General features: G+C 63.6%; 21 protein-coding genes and 1 pseudogene. 10 read left to right on the forward strand and 12 right to left on the reverse strand.

Going from position 1 to position 19,413, the window contains the following annotated elements; all coding sequences use genetic code 11:
* Window positions 1-129, reverse strand: a 129-nt coding sequence (locus WAO18_RS22295) for a hypothetical protein (RefSeq protein WP_422208426.1), incomplete at its 3' end; no start/stop codon positions are given.
* Window positions 130-459: 330 nt separating this feature from the next.
* On the opposite strand from WAO18_RS22295, the gene WAO18_RS22300 reads away from it, so the two are divergent.
* From WAO18_RS22300 to WAO18_RS22310, 3 genes and pseudogenes are all read left to right on the forward strand, one after another.
* Window positions 460-774 (forward strand): hypothetical protein, encoded by a 315-nt coding sequence (locus tag WAO18_RS22300; protein WP_422208407.1) that lies wholly within the window; start codon window positions 460-462, stop codon window positions 772-774.
* 81 nt (window positions 775-855) lie between these two features.
* A complete protein-coding gene (locus WAO18_RS22305; protein ID WP_422208408.1) occupies window positions 856-2,478 on the forward strand; it encodes a (2,3-dihydroxybenzoyl)adenylate synthase in 1,623 nt (540 codons plus the stop codon).
* A 540-nt stretch (window positions 2,479-3,018) separates the two neighbouring features.
* A pseudogene (locus WAO18_RS22310) lies at window positions 3,019-3,315 on the forward strand (SDR family oxidoreductase); the annotation flags it as partial.
* Window positions 3,316-3,319: 4 nt separating this feature from the next.
* Here the strand turns inward: WAO18_RS22310 and WAO18_RS22315 are convergent.
* Genes WAO18_RS22315 through WAO18_RS22325 form a run of 3 tightly spaced genes read right to left on the reverse strand, consistent with a single transcriptional unit; the run spans window position 3,320 to window position 5,978 of the window.
* Window positions 3,320-4,048 carry an SDR family NAD(P)-dependent oxidoreductase gene (locus WAO18_RS22315; RefSeq protein ID WP_422208409.1) on the reverse strand — a complete coding sequence of 243 codons (729 nt, stop codon included), beginning with the start codon at window positions 4,046-4,048 and terminating at the stop codon, window positions 3,320-3,322.
* A gap of 8 nt (window positions 4,049-4,056) precedes the next feature.
* Window positions 4,057-4,497: a VOC family protein gene (locus tag WAO18_RS22320; protein WP_422208410.1), complete on the reverse strand. Its 441-nt coding sequence runs from the start codon at window positions 4,495-4,497 to the stop codon at window positions 4,057-4,059.
* A complete protein-coding gene (locus WAO18_RS22325) occupies window positions 4,494-5,978 on the reverse strand; it encodes a flavin-containing monooxygenase (RefSeq protein WP_422208411.1) in 1,485 nt (494 codons plus the stop codon). Before WAO18_RS22325 ends, WAO18_RS22320 begins: the two co-directional genes overlap by 4 nt.
* A gap of 132 nt (window positions 5,979-6,110) precedes the next feature.
* Between WAO18_RS22325 and WAO18_RS22330 the strand changes: the two genes are divergently transcribed.
* The gene (locus WAO18_RS22330) at window positions 6,111-6,734 is read left to right on the forward strand and encodes an isochorismatase family cysteine hydrolase (protein ID WP_422208412.1); all 624 of its coding nucleotides are present in this window, start codon (window positions 6,111-6,113) and stop codon (window positions 6,732-6,734) included.
* Window positions 6,735-6,736: 2 nt separating this feature from the next.
* Here WAO18_RS22330 and WAO18_RS22335 read toward each other — a convergent pair whose 3' ends face one another.
* The 4 genes from WAO18_RS22335 to WAO18_RS22350 form a co-directional block, all read right to left on the reverse strand.
* Window positions 6,737-7,342, reverse strand: coding sequence for a DNA-3-methyladenine glycosylase I (locus WAO18_RS22335; RefSeq protein WP_422208413.1), 606 nt, complete (start codon window positions 7,340-7,342; stop codon window positions 6,737-6,739).
* A gap of 13 nt (window positions 7,343-7,355) precedes the next feature.
* The gene (locus tag WAO18_RS22340; protein ID WP_422208414.1) at window positions 7,356-8,303 is read right to left on the reverse strand and encodes an aldo/keto reductase; all 948 of its coding nucleotides are present in this window, start codon (window positions 8,301-8,303) and stop codon (window positions 7,356-7,358) included.
* Between the two features lie 79 nt (window positions 8,304-8,382).
* Window positions 8,383-8,958 (reverse strand): TetR/AcrR family transcriptional regulator, encoded by a 576-nt coding sequence (locus tag WAO18_RS22345; RefSeq protein WP_422208415.1) that lies wholly within the window; start codon window positions 8,956-8,958, stop codon window positions 8,383-8,385.
* Between the two features lie 62 nt (window positions 8,959-9,020).
* Window positions 9,021-9,608, reverse strand: coding sequence for a LysM peptidoglycan-binding domain-containing protein (locus WAO18_RS22350; RefSeq protein ID WP_422208416.1), 588 nt, complete (start codon window positions 9,606-9,608; stop codon window positions 9,021-9,023).
* 161 nt (window positions 9,609-9,769) lie between these two features.
* Here WAO18_RS22350 and WAO18_RS22355 point away from each other — a divergent pair, with 161 nt between their 5' ends.
* From WAO18_RS22355 to WAO18_RS22375, 5 genes are read left to right on the forward strand one after another with little or no spacing between them, the layout of a single operon-like run.
* Window positions 9,770-10,753, forward strand: coding sequence for an alpha/beta hydrolase (locus WAO18_RS22355; protein WP_422208417.1), 984 nt, complete (start codon window positions 9,770-9,772; stop codon window positions 10,751-10,753).
* Between the two features lies 1 nt (window position 10,754).
* A complete protein-coding gene (locus WAO18_RS22360; RefSeq protein WP_422208418.1) occupies window positions 10,755-11,600 on the forward strand; it encodes an SDR family NAD(P)-dependent oxidoreductase in 846 nt (281 codons plus the stop codon).
* Window positions 11,601-11,630: 30 nt separating this feature from the next.
* On the forward strand, window positions 11,631-12,551 hold the full coding sequence (locus tag WAO18_RS22365) for a ferritin-like domain-containing protein (protein ID WP_422208419.1): 921 nt from the start codon (window positions 11,631-11,633) through the stop codon (window positions 12,549-12,551).
* The gene (locus WAO18_RS22370) at window positions 12,548-14,047 is read left to right on the forward strand and encodes a flavin-containing monooxygenase (RefSeq protein ID WP_422208420.1); all 1,500 of its coding nucleotides are present in this window, start codon (window positions 12,548-12,550) and stop codon (window positions 14,045-14,047) included. The genes WAO18_RS22365 and WAO18_RS22370 overlap by 4 nt, the downstream gene beginning before the upstream one ends.
* A gap of 4 nt (window positions 14,048-14,051) precedes the next feature.
* Window positions 14,052-14,966 (forward strand): MerR family transcriptional regulator, encoded by a 915-nt coding sequence (locus WAO18_RS22375; RefSeq protein ID WP_422208421.1) that lies wholly within the window; start codon window positions 14,052-14,054, stop codon window positions 14,964-14,966.
* Here the strand turns inward: WAO18_RS22375 and WAO18_RS22380 are convergent.
* The gene (locus WAO18_RS22380) at window positions 14,963-16,324 is read right to left on the reverse strand and encodes a salicylate synthase (RefSeq protein ID WP_422208422.1); all 1,362 of its coding nucleotides are present in this window, start codon (window positions 16,322-16,324) and stop codon (window positions 14,963-14,965) included. The genes WAO18_RS22375 and WAO18_RS22380 overlap by 4 nt on opposite strands.
* Window positions 16,325-16,536: 212 nt before the next feature.
* On the opposite strand from WAO18_RS22380, the gene WAO18_RS22385 reads away from it, so the two are divergent.
* The gene (locus WAO18_RS22385; RefSeq protein ID WP_422208423.1) at window positions 16,537-16,752 is read left to right on the forward strand and encodes a hypothetical protein; all 216 of its coding nucleotides are present in this window, start codon (window positions 16,537-16,539) and stop codon (window positions 16,750-16,752) included.
* A gap of 17 nt (window positions 16,753-16,769) precedes the next feature.
* Here the strand turns inward: WAO18_RS22385 and WAO18_RS22390 are convergent, their stop codons facing one another.
* From WAO18_RS22390 to hemW, 3 genes are all read right to left on the reverse strand, one after another.
* Window positions 16,770-16,964 (reverse strand): ferredoxin, encoded by a 195-nt coding sequence (locus WAO18_RS22390; RefSeq protein ID WP_422208424.1) that lies wholly within the window; start codon window positions 16,962-16,964, stop codon window positions 16,770-16,772.
* A complete protein-coding gene (locus WAO18_RS22395; protein WP_422208425.1) occupies window positions 16,961-18,136 on the reverse strand; it encodes a cytochrome P450 in 1,176 nt (391 codons plus the stop codon). Before WAO18_RS22395 ends, WAO18_RS22390 begins: the two co-directional genes overlap by 4 nt.
* A gap of 66 nt (window positions 18,137-18,202) precedes the next feature.
* The gene (gene hemW, locus WAO18_RS22400; RefSeq protein ID WP_422208427.1) at window positions 18,203-19,375 is read right to left on the reverse strand and encodes a radical SAM family heme chaperone HemW; all 1,173 of its coding nucleotides are present in this window, start codon (window positions 19,373-19,375) and stop codon (window positions 18,203-18,205) included.
* Between the last annotated feature and the right edge of the window lie 38 nt (window positions 19,376-19,413).

Below are 19,413 nucleotides of genomic sequence, written 5' to 3' on the forward strand. Positions count from 1 at the left end.
GTCGAGGCCCTGGCTGATGAGGTTGCCGCCGGGGTCGACGGTGTCGGCGCTGACGCCGAGCAACTCGGCGACCTCAGCGCGCACGTCGCTCGGGCTGCCGGCAACGGAAGCCCTGACCCCAACAGTCAACAAACCCAACCCTCCTACTAGTTAGTGGAGGCTAGCCTAAATTGCTGGCTACTTTAGTAGTCGGGGTACCCGGGACGCTAGCGCGTCCAGGTGGCGCTAAGAATCTCCTCAGTCCAGCACGCCCCAATGCGGCCGCGGTGGGCATGCCGGTCGCCTCGATGTCGCGGCCGATGGACTTTGAACAGCGGTTATCTACCTCCGACGTGAGACAAGTAAACCTAACCTTAGTAAGGTAAGGGTTACCTATTGTGTCTTAGCTAAATCTCAGGTACCGTCCCGTCCGGCCTGGATTGGCCCGATATCCCTATGACGGTTGCCTGAGGAGATGCCGTGCAGCTAGCTTTCCCCTCCGACTGCGCGGCCGGCGACACTGCCCAGGGCATGTCCGACCTGCACAACTTGTCGTCCGATGTGTTCGGCGCGTTCCTCAACGGCTATGACTTCGGCACCAACCCGGTCAACGGCGCTGAGGAGCTGTTCCCCGGTCTGCTCAATGACGGCAGCCTGCTGCAAAGCCTGCTGTTGACTTGGCCCGAGCAGATCGTCACGGCGCTGGGCACGTTGGGAGAGTCCACGTCGTCGGTGGCGGCGGACGCCGTGGGATCGACCGTCCCCGATGCGCTCACGGGCCTGCTTAGCTTCTAAGCAACGGACGCGCTGGGCGGGATGGACGTTCGCCGTCCATCCCGCCCTTTGCGTGTGATAGAGCCGAGCTGGAGGCAAAAGATGCCGTCGTCCTTTCTGGAAGGCTTCGTGCCGTTTCCGCCGAACCGCGCGGCTCGGTACCGGTCCGCTGGATACTGGACCGGCCGGACCGTCGACTCAATGCTGTCCGACGCGGCACGACGCTCGCCGACGCGGATCGCCGTGGCCGCCGCCGATGGGCCGCAGCGACTGACCTTCGCGCAACTTGACGAGCGCGCCGATTGTGCGGCGGCCGGCCTAGCTGACCTGGGCATCGCCGCCGGAGATCGGGTGCTGCTGCAACTGCCGAACAGCTGCGAGTTCGCCGTGGCGTTGTTCGCCCTGCTACGCCTGGGGGCAATCCCGGTGATGTGCCTAACGGGCCACCGCGCGGCCGAGTTAGGGCACTTCGCCGCCGTCAGCGAAGCCACGGCGCTGCTGATTCCCGATCAGGCAAGCGGTTTCGACTACCGCCCGATGGCACAGGAACTTTCGCGAGACCACCCCGGGCTGCGCCACGTCATCGTCGACGGCGACCCCGGGCCATTTGTCCCGTGGTCGCAGGTGTGCGCACGTCACGCCGAACGGCCCGAACCACAGGACCCAGATCCCGAGTCCCCCGCATTGCTGCTGGTGTCCGGCGGCACCACCGGAACACCGAAGCTCATCCCCCGCACCCACAACGACTACGTGTACAACGCCACCGCCAGTGCCGAGCTTTGCGGGCTGACCGTCGACGACGTCTATCTGGCCGCTTTGCCTGCCGCACATAACTTTCCATTGGCCTGCCCTGGGCTGCTGGGTGCCATCGCGGTCGGAGCCACCACGGTGTTCCTCAGCAACCCCAGCCCGGAGTCGGCATTCGCCGCCATCGCACGCCACGGCGTCACCGTCACTGCGCTGGTGCCGGCGCTGGCCAATCTGTGGGCACAAGCCACCGAATGGGAGCCGGAGGCCCCAACCTCGTTGCGGCTGTTACAGGTTGGCGGATCCAAGCTGGAATCCGTTGACGCCCAACGAATCCGCGAGACGCTGACGCCTGGCCTGCAACAGGTCTTCGGCATGGCCGAGGGACTGCTGAACTACACCCGCCCCGGCGACCCGCCGGCCGTGGTCGACCACACCCAGGGTCGTCCACTATGCGCCGACGACGAACTGCGCATCGTCGACGACACGGGCCAACCCGTCGCAGCCAACACCGAAGGCGAACTGCTGGTTCGGGGTCCGTACACCTTCAATGGGTACTTCCGCGCTGCCGACGTCAACGCACTCTGCTTCGACCCAGAGGGCTTCTACCGCAGCGGCGACCTCGTCCGTCGACGCGACGACGGCTATCTCGAGGTCACCGGCCGGGTGAAAGACGTCATCCACCGCGGCGGTGAGACCATCCCGGCAGCCGATCTGGAAGAGCATCTGCGCACCCACCCGTCGATCTCGTCGGCAGCGGCGGTAGCACTGCCCGATCCCTATCTGGGTGAAAAGATCTGTGCGGCGGTCGTTTTTGCCGGGAGCCCGGTAACGCTGACGGAGTTGAATGCTTATCTCGACCAGCGCGGGGTGGCCAGACATGCCCGGCCCGACGTGCTCAGCGCGATGGCAGCGCTGCCGACCACCCCGATCGGCAAGATCGATAAGAAGGCGATCGTCCAGCAATTACAGTCTTAAGATTCGGCGACCGGATTCATCGAGTTCGGACAGAGATTACTTACCTTTCGCCACTAACCTCAACGTCAGAGTTGCTTTTCGCAGTTCGATGAGGTGGGAAAATGAAAACAAGTGTTGACAGCAGTTCGCCGGTGGTTAATGGCCGCGTCGAGGCGAGGCGGTCATTCTTGTCAGCCTCCTTATCGGTGATAGCTGCCGGCGCCACCTTCATCGGAGCGGGCGCAGCGATGGCCTCGCCGTCCAGCATGAATCCCGGAGACGCCCTCTTAGCTTTCCGAGCCGAGTAGTTCGGCCGTCGACTAGCTTCACCTTGCACTCTTGATCGTTGGATAGTCGTTGACCGACTGAATTCTGTTTTCCCTATTTCAAACGCGCGAACTCTCAATGAAGATCGAGCGCGGCGATCTGCTCGACGAATGCACGGGCGGGCGCGGATGCGCTGGCGGAGATGGCGATACCGAGGCGCCGCACGGTCTGGGGCACCAGTGTCCGCACGACGACACCGGGGCAGCTCGGGCGGGCCGGCGCGCGGCAGGATGCTATGCCGCGAGCAAGGCGGCGCTGGAAGCGTGCACGCGGATTTGGGCCGGCGAGCTCGCACAGACCGGCATCACGGTCAACGCGGTAGCCCCCGGGCCCATCGAAACCGAGATGTACCGCGAACTCAGCCCAGTCGGATCCGAGCGCGAAGCGCTTGTCCTGCAAACCATTCCGCTGCGCCGGTTGGGAACACCGCGCGAGATCTCACACGCGATCTGCGCACTACTCGATGAGGACGCCGGCTACATCACCGGTCAGATCATTCGGGCCGACGGCGGCGGCAGCATCGCCGCCTAGACGACTAGGGGCGCTTCGCACTCTTGGCCCGCAGTCGCTGAATCTGTCCGTAGGTATCGATCGGACTGTGTAGTGCGAGACCGCCGTCGGCCAGGACGGTCTGTCCTGTTACCCAGCCCATCTCGAGCACGGCGACGATAGCCTCGGCGACATCGTCGGCCTCACCTGAACGGCCCAGCGCGGTCCGCTTACTCAGGCCGTCCAACCACCCGGGCAGCTGCTCAGCTTGAGCCAGCATGGGTGTTCTCGTAACACCCGGTCCTACCGCATTGACCCGGATGCCATGCGGTCCCCATTCGCTTGCTGCGACTTTGACCAGCATGTCCACTCCGGCCTTGGACACACAGTAAGCACCCATGTCGCGGTCGGCGACGCTGCCGCTGATGCTGGACACGGCGACGATGGATCCACCACTGCCGCTGTCGATCATCGCCTGCGCAACCGTTCGCATCGTCAACCAGGTTCCAGTGAGATTGACGTCGATCACCCGTTTCCACTCGGCGGGATCCTGCGCGAGCAACATTCCGGAGGCGCCTACCCCGGCACAGGCGACCAGACGGTCGGGCACCCCAACGGTGGACAGCGTCCGCTGCAACGCTGCAGAAACCGCGTCGGGATCGCTGATGTCGCAAACGATGTCGCCGCCGCGGAGATCCCAGGTGACTACATCGTGCCCGTTTTTCCGTAGCCGGTCGGCGGCAGCGCTGCCGATTCCGGAGGCGCCACCAGTCACGATGACACTCATTGCGCCGGTCCGATCAGTTCGACGCGGACGCCATCCGGCGCGGTGATCACAGCCATCTGTACCTGCTTTCCATGCGGTGCGGGCACGACAATCTGCCTTACGTCGTCGGTGAATCCCAGATCGGCCAGCCGGCGAAGTGTCGGCTCGACGTCGCGGTTCAGCGAGACCAGGAAGAAGCCGCGCGCCGGACCCGCTATGGGTTCGCGCGCGGGTGCCGGACTGTCGAACACGACCAATTCGACGATCCCGCTGTCAGGTGCATTGGGGTCACCGAGAAAGATCGACCGCAAGGTGTCGGTTGTGGCGTCGAAAAGGGTCGGCCAATCACCGGCAAAGACATGATCGAAAAGGATCGCGAGCCCCAAGCCGTCCTGCCAGAAGCCCAAGGCACGCTCGACATCGGTTGTCACGATCGCCGTGTGGTGCACACCGGTCATACGCTGCCAGCCTTTGCATCGAGATCCCGAAGTTGCGGACGGATGTCGAAGACATCCAAGCTCACCGCGGCGAGTCGTTGCGCAAACATGCTTCCGCTATAGGGGTACTGAGTGACCATCTTGCCGCTTGGATGGCGAAAGTAGTTGCTGCAGTTCGCTGCCCAGACAGTAGTATCCAACGCCGCCTGGATCTCGGTGTTGAATTCTTCGTGCGGATCGCGTTTGATCTCGACTGCCTGTATCGCTTTTCGGGTCATCGTGTCGAGTAGTCTCCGCACGAATTCAGCTTGAGCTTCAAGGATGTAAATCATCGAGGTGATCCCGTTGGTGTTGGGTCCGTACAGCGTGAACAGATTCGGATAGCCGGGCACCGCGGTGCCCAGATAAGCCTCAGCGCCGTCACACCAGTCATCGCGCAGCCGCCGGCAACCGCGGCCATAGACGTCCAGGCTGCTCAGATAGTCGGCAGCCTTGAAACCGGTTCCGAAGATCACGGTGTCGACCCGGTGTTCGACATCGTCGGCAGTGCGCAGGCCATGTTCGGTGAAGGCCACAATCGGAGCGGTCTCCAACGTGACATTCGGTAAGTCGAACACCGGGAACCAGGTTTTGGACTGCAACGGGCGCTTGCACCCAACTGGGTAGTCGGGCAACAACTTCGAGCGCAACTGTGGATTGCGCACCTTTTTCATCAGGTAGTTGTACGACATGTCGGTCAGCATCTTGGTCATGTCGGACTCGGCGTCGAAATCGGCCGCCTCGTATTGCTGGAAGGCCGCATCTCGAAGCTTCAGCGCTTCAGCGGGATCACTCGCGAACAGTTCTTGCTGCTCGGCGGTGAACGGGTCGTCGAACCGCGGCGCCACCCAGATCGGGGTGCGCTGGAATATGGTCAGATGCTTGGTGTCCGCAGCTATGGCGGGCACGTACTGTATGGCGCTGGCACCGGTGCCGACCGACGCAACCCGTTCTCCTGCGGTCGATTTCGAATGATCCCACTGCGATGAGTGAAAAACCCGCCCGCCAAACACCTCCCTTCCTGGGATGGCCGGGACATTGGGGACGTCAAGCATGCCAACGGCGCTGACGACCACATCGACCTGGTGCCGACTCCCCTGCGCGGTCTCGATCGTCCATCGCGCGTCGGCGTCCGACCAGCGGACCGACGTGACGGTGGTGTTGGCTTTCAGGTGCTGGCCGAGGCGATGGTCGCGCGCGACCTGCTCCAGATAGGCGAGGATCTCGGGCTGGTTCGCGTAGGTCTTACTCCAGTACGGATTGAGCGCGAAGGAAAACGAGTAGAAGTGTGAGGGCACGTCACACGCCGCACCGGGGTAGGTGTTGTTACGCCACGTTCCGCCGAACCCGTCACCGCGCTCGAAGACGGTGAAATCGTAGCCATGCTGGGTCAATTGAATACCCATTGCGATGCCCCCGGGACCGGCGCCGATGACGCCCACCCGCGGTTTACGTTGTGACATCACCGGCCCCGGCGAGACCACTCTGAGCGAGTACGACGGGGGCCATACTCCGCAATGTTACATATCCAGCCCCATATGTAAACAGCCCGGCAGCGGTGGTGCTCGACGGCGCCGTGGAGCAAAGTTATCGCGGTGGAATACCGCAGAACGATCACCGGCCTCGTGGTGATCGATCCGTACAACGACTTCATTTCCGAGGGTGGCAAGGTGTGGGACCGCCTCAGGGGGGTAGCCGAGGCCAACGGGTGCGTCTCGCACATGAGGCAGGTCCTCGAGGCGGCGCGCAACGCCGACATTCAGGTCTTTTACGCGCTGCACCACCGATACCGGCCCGGCGACTATGAGAACTGGAAGTACATCGCGCCGATCCAGAAGGCAGCGTGGTCACGCAAGACCTTCGAGGACGGCACGTGGGGCGGCCAACTTCGCACTGAGTTCGAACCCCGGCCGGGCGACATCGTCGCCCAAGAGCATTGGTGCTCCAGTGGCTTCGCGAATACCGACTTAGACCTTCTGCTCAAGCGGCAAGGCATTCATCAGCTCATCATGATGGGACTGATCGCGCACACCTGCCTGGAGGCGACGGTTCGCTTCGGAGCTGAACTGGGCTACGAAGTAACCGTGGTCAAGGATGCGACCGCCAGCTACTCCGACGTGGAGATGCACGCGGCTCTGGAGGTCAACATCCCCAACTACGCGACCGCAATCGTCTCGACTGAAGAAATCCTGGATGCCATCTCGCAGTCGACGGCCTGACGTCATCCGGCCGGCGCTCGGAAGCAGCCGTCGAAATGACCGTTCTCGATGCCGACGGTCTGCATGAACGAGTGGGCGACAACCGGGCCGATCATCTGAAACCCCGCTTCCCGCAGCGCGAGCGAAAGCCGTTGTGATTCTGGGCTTTCCATCCGACCATCGGCCCAACTCCGCAGTCGGTGGTGATCAGCGGGCTGGTATTGCCAAACCAGTTGCGACAGCGAGTGTTTTTGCATCAGGCGGGCGTTGTGCACCGTGGCCGCGATCTTGCGGCGGTTGCGAACGATACCCGTATTACCCATCAATCGTTCGACGTCGTCGTCCGTCATCGCCGCTACCCGCGCCGGGTCGAAACCGTGGAAGGCCCGGCGGAAATTGTCTCGCTTGTCGAACACGGTCGCCCAGGACAAGCCGTTTTCGAAATATGTCAAGGCAAGCGCTTCGAACAGCACGGTGCCGTGGTGCGTCGGCACTCCCCACTCGTGATCGTGGTAGCCGGTCAGATCACGGCCCGTCTCGGTAGCCCAACGGCAGCGAGTGATTCCGTCGGCGGCGGTGACCGTCGTGGGCAGTTCCGAGGGGACGCCAACGCCGGCCATCGCCTTCATCCCTGACTCCCTGTCAACTGCCTGCGGGCACCTCGGCGAATCCCGGTTCCCCGCCATCGACAACGGAATTGAACCGGTAGCGGGTCTCAAGACGTTCGTTGATATCGTGCATCGCGCTCTCCGGAATCGCGGTGACAGCGAAATTCTCGCCGATACGCGCGGGGTTGACCGATCCCGTCAGAACGGCACTGCCACGTTGGATGCCCCATGCCAACAGCACTTGCGCGGGAGTTTTTCCCGACCGCTGCGCTATCGAGACGATCAGCGGATCGTCGAGCAGTCGCGGTTCAAGCGCGTGCCCAAGTGAAGCGAACGCCAGCAGAATGATCCCGTCTGTCTCTCGCAATTGATGCAGTTCCCACTGCGGGTGATACGGATGCGACTCGACCTCGACCACGGCCGGCTTGATCCTGGCGGTGTCGGCAATCCTCTTTGCCCCTTCGACGTCGATGTCGGAGAGCCCTATGGCGCCGGTAAGTCCTTCGTCCACAAGGCTTTCCATCGCGGTCCAGGTTTCTTCCAATGTGACTCCATCGTCGTAGATGACGGACCCATGTGCGTCGCGGGGATCCTGGTCATCGCCGGGCTTGAACGCGAACGGGGTGTGCACCAGATAGAGGTCCACCGCGTCGAGTCCGAGCCTGTGCAGGCTCGCTCGCAACGCAGGCTTCACCCGCTCGGGACGGTGGTTGTTGTTCCACAGCTTGGTGGTCACGAACAGCTCGTCGCGGCGAACCGTTCCGTCCGCGAACAAGTCCTTCAGCGCGGCCCCGACCTCTGCCTCGTTGCGGTACCGCTCGGCCGCATCGAGGTGCCGGAATCCAACCTTGACCGCTGCTTTGACGGCGTCTCGTGTCTTCGTGCGATCGGACAGCGACGTTCCGAAGCCGAGCGCCGGAATATCACCACTGCCGTTGTTCAGTGCGAACGTAACGCGACTCAGATCCTCATGTGATGCCATACCGGTCGGCCTCTTTTCTTTAATAGATGACCAGTCGTCTAGTTAACATCAGCGGTGGGGTCTCCATTCCCGCCCAGGTTCAGCGCAGCAGCGCGGGAATGGTGTCGGCTTCGAACCGATCGTATGGAATGCGGCTTCGGATCATCTTGCCCCGAAGCGCCGCACCTTCCCAGGCTTCGATCAGCTGGAAGGCGACCTCATCTGCATCCAGATCGTCTCGAAGGTCACCGGAACGCAAGCATCTGGCGAGAGCGCTGACCCAGCGGTCCAGAATGTTGATCAGCTGGGCGCGGGTCGGCTCACTGGAGCTACTGAGTTCAAGCGACAGGTTGCCGATCAAGCAGCCGAGTAGGAAGCTGTCGGCCTCGTGGTCGTCGGCCAGCGCATGGAAGAACCGGGTGATCCGCTCTTGCGACCAGCCCTCACCGTCGAGGATCGGCACTAGCCGGGTTTCGATATCGACCCAATAGGATTCCAGGATCGCCGAGGCGAACGCCTCTTTGCTGGGGAAATAGGCGTAGAACGACCCCTTCGGCACGCCGGCTGCATCGGTGATGTCTTTGACGCCACTGGCCGCAAATCCGCGTGCGTGGATGAGGTCAAGGCCCGCTGCGAGCAGCTGCTTACGCACCTCTGGATTGGGTGGTCGGGGCATCGCGTAATCATAGACGACCGGTCGGTTTTTTTGACCGGCCCCTTCATACGGGCGACAACGGCTCACCCGGTCGGGTTGGCCTCGAGGTAGCCGTTCACACAGATGTAGGCGTCGGCGAATCCCGATTGGTCGGCCGCGAGGCCGGCGAATCCGGCGCTGAACGTGAGGTTTTCGACGTGCCCGGCCACATACAGCCGGGTCGACGAGTGGAAGGCAAACCACCGCTGGTCTATGGAGCCCTGTATGTCTCCGCTATAGAAGCTCTGGACCCAGGGAAAGAACGCCAGGGGATTCACCGGTCGAGCCAAGATGTCAGTCTCACCCATGACAATCGGGGACAGAAGGCCCTGCTGCTGCAACAGCCGTCCCGACACGCTTTCGATGACCAGTCGCATCCCGGCGGGGACGGGGCACGCGATTTCGACCGAAAATATGCCGGTCTTGTCGATTGAATTCGTCCCCGTCGCCTGTACGACATCCCAGTGGTCCGGCAAGTCAGGGATCGAGATCGTCTGCCCGGGGGAGATCTTGTTGGGGTCGATCAAGGGATTGGCGGCGGCGATGAGACCGAAATATGTTGGCTCGCCGTAGAATCGCTTGGCGATCGCAAACAACGTATCGCCCGCCTGAACTTGATACTTTCGGCTCATTCTGCGCCTTCCGTCAGACCCCCGGTGCACTCTCAGCTAACAGCACCCCCTCGAGGCGGCACTAGCTAACCGACATGTTCGTGGAGCTTCGGCAAACTTCGCGACACGCCGCCACAACGTTGCCATTGACGAATGTCACCATTTTGTGTTGACTCTGTCGCATGACGGAGTCAGTGCCGACCCGCGGATCCTTGCGATCCCGTTCCGCCGCACTAGTGAGCATGATGACGTTGCGGCAGGTCAGCGCGGTGCTGCCGCCCGAGCAGGCCTGGGGCTTATGGGCGTCGCGACGGATCGTGGCCGGCATCATGGACACCTTCGGACCGTCACTGACTGGGACCTGCATCGAGCACATCGACGTGCAACACGATGGACGTCGCATCGTCGGTGAGTGGGTGCGCGCTCCCGGCGTCTCTTCGAGCCGGGGCGCCATCTACTTTGTCCACGGCAGCGGCTTTGCGCTGTGCTCGCCGCGAACGCACCGACGACTGACCGCGTGGCTGTCGCGCCTGACCGGCCTTCCGGTGTTCGCCGTCGACTATCGCCTGGCGCCCCGGCACCGCTTCCCCACCGCCACCGATGATGTTCGCGCGGGCTGGGACTGGCTCACCAGCCAGGTCCCACCCGAACGTCTCGTGATCGCCGGCGATTCGGCCGGCGGACATCTGTCGGTTGACCTGTTGCTGCAACCCGATGTCGCCGCCAATGGTCCGGTAGCGCTGGTGCTCTTCTCGCCGCTGACCGACCTCACGCTCGAACTTGCCCGTGCGCGTGAGGCTTTGCGCCGCGACCCGGCGATCCGCGCCGCCGACGCCGCCCGCCTGGTTCGGCTGTACAGCAGTGGGGTTGATCCCGCACATCAACGGCTCAAACTCGATGTCGCCGGGGGACCCTCGCTGCCGCCCACGCTCATCCAGGCCGGTGGCGCCGAGATGCTGCTGGCCGACGCTCGCCACCTGGCCGCCGATATCCGGGCCGGCGGCGCCCGTTGCACACTCCAGGTTTGGCCGGACCAGGTACACGTGTTCCAGGCGCTGCCCCGGCTGACACCGGAAGCCGGCAAGGCGATGGCACACGTCGCACGTTTCATCGATGCCTCGATGCGCGACAACGGTATTGAGGCCATAGCAGGAAAGGCGGGCTGAGATGATCGGACCGTTCGGCAAATCACCCAAGGTGAGCCACCACGCACGCGCGGTGGTGACCGGCGCCGGTAGCGGAATCGGCGCGGCGTTCGCCATCGAACTCGCAAAGCGCGGCAGCCGGGTCGTCTGCAGCGACATCGACGAGGTAGCCGCCAAGCGAACTGTCGCCGCGATCAGCCAGTTTGGCGGCCAGGCCGTCGCAATTACGTGCGACGTCACCCGATTCGACGACGTTCAAGAGTTGGCCACGCAGTCGCAATCATGGTTCGGGGCCGCACCCACGCTGGTGATCAACAACGCCGGCGTCGGGTCTGGCGGCGCGCCGATCGGCGAACTCCCCCTTGACGATTGGCAGTGGGTGCTCGGCATCAACCTGTGGGGCCCCATCCATGGTTCCCATGTGTTCGCCCCGATCCTGCGGTCAGGCGAGCCGGATGTCCCACGGGGCATCATCAACGTGGCATCGGCCGCCGCGTTCGGCGCGGCCCCCGGCATGGCGGCATACAACGTCAGCAAGGCCGGCGTGCTGATGCTCTCGGAGACCTTGGCGGCCGAACTATCCGGCAGCGGAGTCAAAGTCACCGTCTTGTGCCCCACGTTCGTCAAAACCAACATCATCGAATCCGGCCGTATCTCGGCGGGCGCGACACGACTCGCCAACCAGATCATGGGGTTGACCGGTTTCACTGCGGAAAAGGTCGCAAGAACCTGCCTGGATGCCCATGACAGCGGCGACCTGTACTGCATGCCGCAGTTCGAAGCCAAGTTCGGCTGGAACATCAAACGGTTCGCGCCGGGCACATACACCCGCGTAGCGGGCCTACTCAACCGCTTCGCCTCAAACTGACAAGACCAATCCAACGAAGGAGTGGTAGCTATGAGTATCGACATGGAAGCGATGCTCGCCAAAATCAAAGATCGTCAGTGGGCGCTGGCCGACATCAACTGGAACGCACCGGGCGCCGAAATGATCACCGACGAACAGCGGCCACAGCTCAAGGCGTTCATGGCCGACCTGTGCTGGATCGAGAACATCGGCGCCAGAGGCTTTGCGGCGCTGGCGAAGAAGGCACCCACATCCACAATCGCCGAGATCTACCGCTACTTCCACGCCGAGGAGCAGCGGCATGCCAACGCCGAACTGGCGCTGATGAAGCGCTGGGGCATGCTCGAGGACGGTGAGGTTCCCGAGCCGAACGTCAACATCCGGCTGGCCATCGACTGGCTGGACCGCTGGGCCGACGACATGCCACTGTCTCTGCTTGGCACCGTGATCCCGATGCTCGAAGTCGCGCTGGACGGCGCGCTGTTGAAGTTCCTCCTCGACGAGGTGCACGACCCCGTTTGCCACCAGGTGTTCGAAAAGATCAACAATGATGAATCACGCCATCTGGTAGTCGATTTCGAAGTCCTGGACATGATCGGGCACGCGAAGATCCGAAGGTTGCTGATCGACTTCGTCGGTCACAATGCCACGCCGGGTCTCATCATCGGCGCGATCATGGGCGCACCGTTGATCAACAGGATCCGCAACGAGATCACCGCGATGGGTATGGAGCCCGAGCGGCTCTACCGGGCTGTGAAACGGTTCAAAGAGCTCGGCGACCGCGGCGAACACACCCGGCGGGTGCCGACTTATCGGTTCCTGCGGCGCTATGCCGGAGTGGTCACGAATCCGCGCCACCCGTACCACCTATTGGCGAATTCGATGGTGTGGCTTTCCGACCGGTATCCGCGGCCCCTGCTGCCGTCGGTACCGACGTGGGTCAGTGAAATCACTCACGAGCCGGCGGCGTGATCATGGCGAAGACACACACCTACGCCACGCTGATCGTCGGAGCCGGGTTCAGCGGCCTCGGCGCGGCCATCAAATTGACCCAGGCCGGCGTCGACGACGTCGTCATCCTCGAGCGCAGCGACCGCGTCGGCGGAACCTGGCGGGACACCAGCTATCCGGGCGCCAGCTGTGACATCCCGTCGCTGCTGTACTCGTTCTCCTTCGTCAAGAACCCGACGTGGTCGCGGACCTACTCGCCGGCCGACGAGATCCGCAACCACATCGAAGACTTGGCCGACCGGTTCAACATCCGTCGCCACATCCAGTTCGGCCAAGAAGTCACCGGATTGTCCTTCGACGAAGGCGCCGGAGCGTGGACCGCAACCACGGCTACTCGCAAGCGTTTTCGGGCCCGCACGGTGATCCTGGCGTCCGGACCGCTACCCGATTCCAGCTTCCCCGACATCCGGGGCATCGAATCCTACGACGGCCACAAGATTCACAGTGCCGACTGGGACAAGGACTACGACTTCACCGGCAAGCGGGTCGGCGTCATCGGCACCGGCGCCAGCGCGATTCAGATCATCCCTGAACTGGTCAAGCAGGCCGGGTTCGTCAAGGTGTTCCAGCGCACCCCAGGTTGGGTGCTACCACGCTTCGACTTCGCTACACCGGCCGCCGTCCAGACGGCCTTCGCCAAAGCCCCTGCCGTGCAACAGCTTGCGCGTCAGGCCTTGTATTGGGGACACGAGGCGAGCGCCACAGCGCTGGTGTGGAACACCCCGCTGACCTCTGTGGTTGCCCAGCTGGGCAAGATGCACCTGCACCGGCAGGTCAAGGACCCGTGGCTGCGCCGCCAGCTCACGCCCGACTTCACCCCGGGCTGCAAACGCATGCTGGTCTCCAGCGACTATTACCCGGCCTTGCAACGCGACAACTGCAAGCTTGTCGACTGGCCGATCGCGACATTGAGCCCGGTTGGCCTCCGCACCAGCGACGGCATCGAGCATCACCTCGACTGCATCGTGTTCGCCACCGGTTATGACGTGCACCTCACCGGTCCGCCGTTCCCCGTCACGGGTCTGGGTGGACGCTCGCTCAGCGACGAATGGTCTCGCGGCGCACAGGCTTACAAGAGCGCCAGCGCGCACGGCTATCCGAACATGTTCTTCATGACCGGCCCGAACTCCGGACCGGGCCACAACTCGCTGCTGGTCTACATCGAGGGCCAACTCGACTACGCCGTGCGGGGCATCACCACCATCCTGGACAGCGAGTTGCGCTACCTCGATGTCCGCCAGGACGTCCAGCGACGCTACAACGAACGCATCCAGCGACGGCTCACCAAGACGACGTGGATGTCGGGCTGCAGCAGTTGGTATTTGACCAAGGACGGTTACAACGTGTCGATGTACCCCGGGTTCGCCACCCAGTACCTTAGGCAGATGCGCGATTTCCAGTACGCCGACTATGACGCTGTCGAACACGCTGCCGTACGCGTGAGTTCATCCGCCTGACGCGATGGCGCCCGACCGACCGCCCCGCGCTGAAACCGGCACCATCGCCGGTGTTTTGGCGAACCTGCGGCGCGCCCCCAAGCGCGTCCGACGCCAATCCCGAGAGGTTGTCGAAAACGCGGTGTCGCAGTTGTTCGACGCCGCGGTGCGCTACCCCCACGGCGCGCCGGGTTCCGGGGAATACCGCATCGAAGACCTGGCCCGGCTGGCCGGCACCACCACCCGCAACATCCGGGTGTACCGCGACCGGGGGCTGCTGCCGCCACCGCTGCGGGTCGGGCGCATCGCGCTGTTCAACGACACCCATCTGACCCGGTTGCGGCTGATCACCTCGATGCTCGACCGCGGGTACAACATCGCGCACGTTCGGGAAATGCTCAGCGCCTGGGAGGAAGGCAAGGATCTCGGCGACGTGCTCGGCCTGGAAACCGCGATCGTGGGCACCTGGACCACTGAGAAGTCCAAGACCATGCCGCTGGCCGAGGCACAGCGACTCATCAACGACGAGAAGGCTTTCGATCGCCTAGAGCAACTGCAGGTGATCCATGTCGACGACGGGCAGGCCACCATCACACGGCCGAAATTGGTCGAGGCGTTCAACGAGATCCGCGGCTACGGCATGGACATGGACAAGCTGATCGACCTGCACGAGCACATCGTTCCGCTGATCGACCAGATCAGCGAGATGTTGGTACGCGCCGGGGCCGAACACGTCGCCGACCGGATCAAACCTCGCGAAGCCCTGCCCGCCGACACCGAAATCGCCGAGTTGATCACCATGCTGGTCCGATTTCGCACCCAGGCCGTGGCGTCGGTCACCGCCACCCTGGCTTCGTCGATCGAAACGACCATCGAGTCGCTGGTCAGCCAGATCCTCGCCGAGTATCTGGATGGATCCCCGGACGCCGACGCCGGCTAAAGCACCGCGCGACGCGCAACGAGATGCGGCGCCAGCGTGGCCAACTTCTCGCAGGTCTCCTCGAATTCGCGGTCGGGAGTCGACGCGGCGATGATTCCCGCTCCGGCGCGCAGCCAGGTTCGCCCGTCGCGTTCGTAAACCGTGCGCAAGGTCAACGCCGCGTCAAGCCCGCCGTCAGCCGAAAAGATCACTACCGCACCGGAATACAACTCACGCGGGCTCTCCTCGAGACGCAGGATGGCGTTCACACTGGCCGCCTTGGGAACGCCCGACGCGGTGACGGCGGGAAACAACGTTTCCAGCGCGTCCATCCGATCCTTCGACGCGTCAAGCCGACCAGTCACCGTCGAACCAAGGTGCTGCACGCTGCCGCGCTCGCGCACGGTCATGAAGTCGATCACCGCGGACGTGCCGGGTTCGGCGACCTCCTCGATCTCCTGTAGCGAGCTGCGCACCGACATGGCGTGCTCAACGATTTCTTTGGAGTCAGACTCCAGATCCTCGCGGGCCTGCTGGTCGCGCGCGGCGCCGCGGCCCAGGGCCCTGGTGCCGGCCAGCGGTTCGGTGACCACGAGGCCGTCGCTGTGGACAGCTGCCACCAGCTCGGGGCTGTAACCGAGCGCCCGAAAACCGCCGAGCTGCAACAAGAACGAACGCGCCGGAGTGTTGTGCCGCCGTCCAAGCCGGTAAGTGGACGGGAAGTCCAACGCGAACGGCACGTCGACACAACGGGAAAGGATCACTTTGTGGTACTCGCCGGCGGCGATCTCGTCGATGGCCGTTGCAACCCGGGCACGGTAATCCGTGGTGTCGACGGTCACGTCGAGACCCGATGCGGCCGGTGTGGACGGCCGGCCCGCACTGAGCACCCGGCTGACGATGTCGCGCTGCCGATCGTCGGCATTGAGCAACTGGACCGCATTGTCGGTGACGACGATGCGGGTACGCGGCCAGAACACTCGCGCCAGGGGGGTCCGCGGCGCGAGGCGGTCCTGCAGGCCGAAGCGATAGGCGCCGAATTCGAAGGCGATCCAGCCGAAGGCCTCGTCGGTCTCCAGCAACAGCCGGTCGACCGCCTCGCCGAGCACTGGCCCGGGCCGACCACACCATGTCTGTCGCTGGGTCACACCGTCGCGGATGATGCGCAGTTCGTCGCTGTCCAGCTCGATCGAGGCCAGCGCCCCGATCGCCAACACCCAATGACTGTCGCGCTCGTAGAGCAGGTACTGCTCGTCATCGCTCTCGGGCAATGCGGCAACCAGATCGGCCGCCAGGTCCGCAGGGGTCGTCTCGGCCGGCATCGGAAATGACGAAGATGCGGCGTCTGCCGGACTGGTTTCGACACCGACTTCGGTCACGCTTAGTAAATGTAGCCTAACCTATGAACAGGCGGGGAACTCCGGTAGCGGAATTCCCCAAACGATGGTTTCTGCGCTGGCCAACGCGCTTTCTTATTGGTTGTCATGCAACGTTTCCGCACCGTTCACACCCCCACTCCACAATGGGCCCGGTCCGGCGGGGGCCGATCATAGGATCGTCCGAGGCCGCGTTCCGACGAGAGGACAGCATCGTGTTCGTTATCCGACTCCTTGACGGAGAAGAGATCCACGCGGCCGAGAACGACAAGCTCACTGTCAACGAACACACGGGGGTGCTCAGTGTTTCGCGGATCGACGGGTTCGAGGAAGTCACCACGCATTACTCGCCATCGGCCTGGGCGTCAGTGACGCATCGCGTCAAAGAGCACGTGGTGCGCCGGCCCCTGGTTGGCGCCAACAAAAAGTAAGACGCCGCCCGGCACCGTCAGGGCGAGAGGGTGATCGCGCCCTCCGGGCAATTCCGCTCGGCGTCTGCGGCCTGCGCCTCGTTCTCACCGGATACCTCTTCGACGAGCACGACCGCATGGCCAACCTCGTCGGCGTCAAAAACGCTCGGCGCCAAGGTGTAACAGCGCCCGTGGCCGACGCAACGATCCGCGTCGACGCGGACGCGAGTCACGACGCGGGGACCGGGAAAGTAAGCGGCAGCGACTCCACCGACCGCAACGCAGCCGTGTAGGCCAACTCGGTACCGGGTTTGATCTCATAGTCGGGTATGCGGCGGTGGAATTCGCGCAACGCCACCCGCAGCTCCATCCTGGCCAGATGAGACCCGAGACAGCGGTGCGGACCGCCGCCAAAAGCGCGGTGCCGGTTGGGGTTACGACGGAAGTCGACGAGATCGGGATCGGGGAATTCGGCGGGGTCGGTGTTCGCCGCGCCGAGCAACGGACTGACCCGCTCCCCCTTGCTGATCGGGCAGCCACCGACCTCGACGTCTTCGGTTGCGACCCGCACGACCCCGGGTACCGGTGTCTCCCAGCGCAACATCTCCTCGATGGCGCTTGGCAGCACGTCGGGTTGTTCGATGAGCTGGTGTCGATGATCGGGGTGCCGGGCCAGATAGACGAAGAAGCAGTCGAGTGAATCGGTCACCGTGTCCAGTCCGGCGATCAGGAACAGGAAACAGATGTCGAGGATCTCGTGGCGCGTGAGTGGTTCTCCCTCGATCCTGGCCGCGATCAGCGAGGACAGCACATCGTCGCGTGGGCTCGCGATGTGGTCGTCGATGGCCCGCTCGAAGTAGTCATATATCTGTTGCGCCGCAGGTGCCGTGCTCTCGTGGCGACGGTCGTACCCGGACTCGCCCTCCGGGCGGATCACGCCGTCCTTCCACTCCAGGAATTGGTCCAAGTCTTCCAGCGGGAGACCGAGTAACTGCAGAAACACCGTGCAAGGCAGCGGTACGGCGAATTCCTCGTGGAAGTCGCATTCGCCGCGCTCAGCGAAGCGGTCGATCATCTCGTTCACCAGCTCGGTGACGAGTGGTTCACGCCGAGCCATCTCGCGCGGGGTGAACAGTGGATCGAGGATGCGGCGATATTTCGCATGCTCGGGCGGGTCGATCTGCAGTGGAATCAGCGGACGAATATTGCCCAGATCGACGGCTTCCATGCTCGACGAGAACAACTCGGTGTGTTTGAGCGCCATCTCGATATCGGTCAGACGGCTGAGCACGACCGCCTGCGGCGACCGGAACACTGGGGCTGACTCGCGCAATGCCTTATACATCGGCTGCGGCTCCGCGAGACCCGCCGCCGCCTGGTCGATATACCCTTCGGGTTCTGTCATGCAGTCAGGGTGACACCAAATGTCGGCTCGGGGAGACGATCCGTTCTTATTTCCGAGACCGTGTGTCTACCCCAGCACGTTGCGCACTACGCCGTCCGCCAGCAGCCGCCCCCGATTGGTGAGCACCATGCGCTCACCCTCGCGGGTAAGCAAGCCTTCGTCCACGGCGACGCCGGCGCGCTGGCGCTCGGCCTCGTCCAACAGTTCGGTGGACAGACCCTGCCGCAGCCGGATCCTCAGCAGCACATCCTCGGTGTGACGAGTGGTGGCATCCAGCTGTTCAAAATCGGCAACTGGTAGTGCCCTGCGCTCCAGAATTTGCGCATAAGCATTGGGGTGCTTGACATTCCACCAGCGCGTCGTGCCCACAAAGCTGTGCGCACCCGGGCCGGCGCCCCACCACTGGCCGCTGTCCCAATACCCCAGATTGTGTCGGCACTGCCCGCCCGGCCGGCTCCAGTTGGACACCTCGTACCAGTCCAAGCCGGCCGCCGACAGCCGCTCGTCCACCAGCTCGTAGCGATGTGCCAGAACGTCGTCGTCGGGCGCGGCCAGTTCGCCGTTGCGCACCCGGCGCGCCAACGCGGTGCCTTCCTCGACTACCAGGGCGTAGGCGGACACATGGTCGACGCCGGTCTCGATCGCAGTGTCGACCGACTGGATGAGATCGTCGTCGGTCTCGCCGGGCGTGCCATAGATCAGATCGAGACTCACGTGTTCGAATCCCTCGGCGAGCGCCTCGCGGGCTGCCGCCGCCGACCTGTTCGGCGTGTGGATCCGGTCGAGAACGCCGAGTACCCGTGGCGACACCGACTGCATACCGAGTGACACCCTCGTGCAGCCGGCGGCGCGGGCGGCCGCGAAAAAGTCTGGCCACGCCGACTCGGGGTTGGCCTCGGTGGTCACCTCGGCATCGGCGGCCAGCTCGAAGTTGTCGCGCACCGACTGCAGCACCTTGGCCAGCCGCTCGCCGCCCAGCAGCGACGGTGTCCCGCCACCGATGAAGACGGTTTGCACCGTCGGTGTGGCCAATTGCACAGCCGCCAGTTCGAGCTCCGCTCGGAGCACCTCCAGCCAAGCGTCTGGATTGACGCCACCCAACTCAGCGGGCGTGTAGGTGTTGAAGTCGCAGTAGCCGCAGCGGGTGAAGCAGAACGGCACGTGCACGTAGATGCCGAATGGCCCGCTGGTGCTCAATTGCAGGTCAGGCAGGTCGACTGGCGCAGAGGATGCCGTCACGCCTCCCAATATTCCGCAGTGCACGCTCAACCTCCAAC

Origin of the sequence: Mycobacterium sp., from assembly GCF_049278535.1 — a bacterium.
Lineage (GTDB): Bacteria > Actinomycetota > Actinomycetes > Mycobacteriales > Mycobacteriaceae > Mycobacterium.

Coding starts and splice junctions, on each gene's coding strand:
- WAO18_RS22350 (WP_422208416.1), bottom strand. CDS start 9,608: ATGAGCCGAAAGTATCAAGTTCAGGCGGGCGATACGTTGTTTGCGATC.
- WAO18_RS22365 (WP_422208419.1), top strand. CDS start 11,631: ATGAGTATCGACATGGAAGCGATGCTCGCCAAAATCAAAGATCGTCAG.
- WAO18_RS22360 (WP_422208418.1), top strand. CDS start 10,755: ATGATCGGACCGTTCGGCAAATCACCCAAGGTGAGCCACCACGCACGC.
- WAO18_RS22395 (WP_422208425.1), bottom strand. CDS start 18,136: ATGACAGAACCCGAAGGGTATATCGACCAGGCGGCGGCGGGTCTCGCG.
- WAO18_RS22305 (WP_422208408.1), top strand. CDS start 856: ATGCCGTCGTCCTTTCTGGAAGGCTTCGTGCCGTTTCCGCCGAACCGC.
- WAO18_RS22335 (WP_422208413.1), bottom strand. CDS start 7,342: ATGAAGGCGATGGCCGGCGTTGGCGTCCCCTCGGAACTGCCCACGACG.
- WAO18_RS22325 (WP_422208411.1), bottom strand. CDS start 5,978: ATGTCACAACGTAAACCGCGGGTGGGCGTCATCGGCGCCGGTCCCGGG.
- WAO18_RS22375 (WP_422208421.1), top strand. CDS start 14,052: ATGGCGCCCGACCGACCGCCCCGCGCTGAAACCGGCACCATCGCCGGT.
- WAO18_RS22355 (WP_422208417.1), top strand. CDS start 9,770: ATGACGGAGTCAGTGCCGACCCGCGGATCCTTGCGATCCCGTTCCGCC.
- WAO18_RS22340 (WP_422208414.1), bottom strand. CDS start 8,303: ATGGCATCACATGAGGATCTGAGTCGCGTTACGTTCGCACTGAACAAC.
- WAO18_RS22320 (WP_422208410.1), bottom strand. CDS start 4,497: ATGACCGGTGTGCACCACACGGCGATCGTGACAACCGATGTCGAGCGT.
- WAO18_RS22345 (WP_422208415.1), bottom strand. CDS start 8,958: ATGCCCCGACCACCCAATCCAGAGGTGCGTAAGCAGCTGCTCGCAGCG.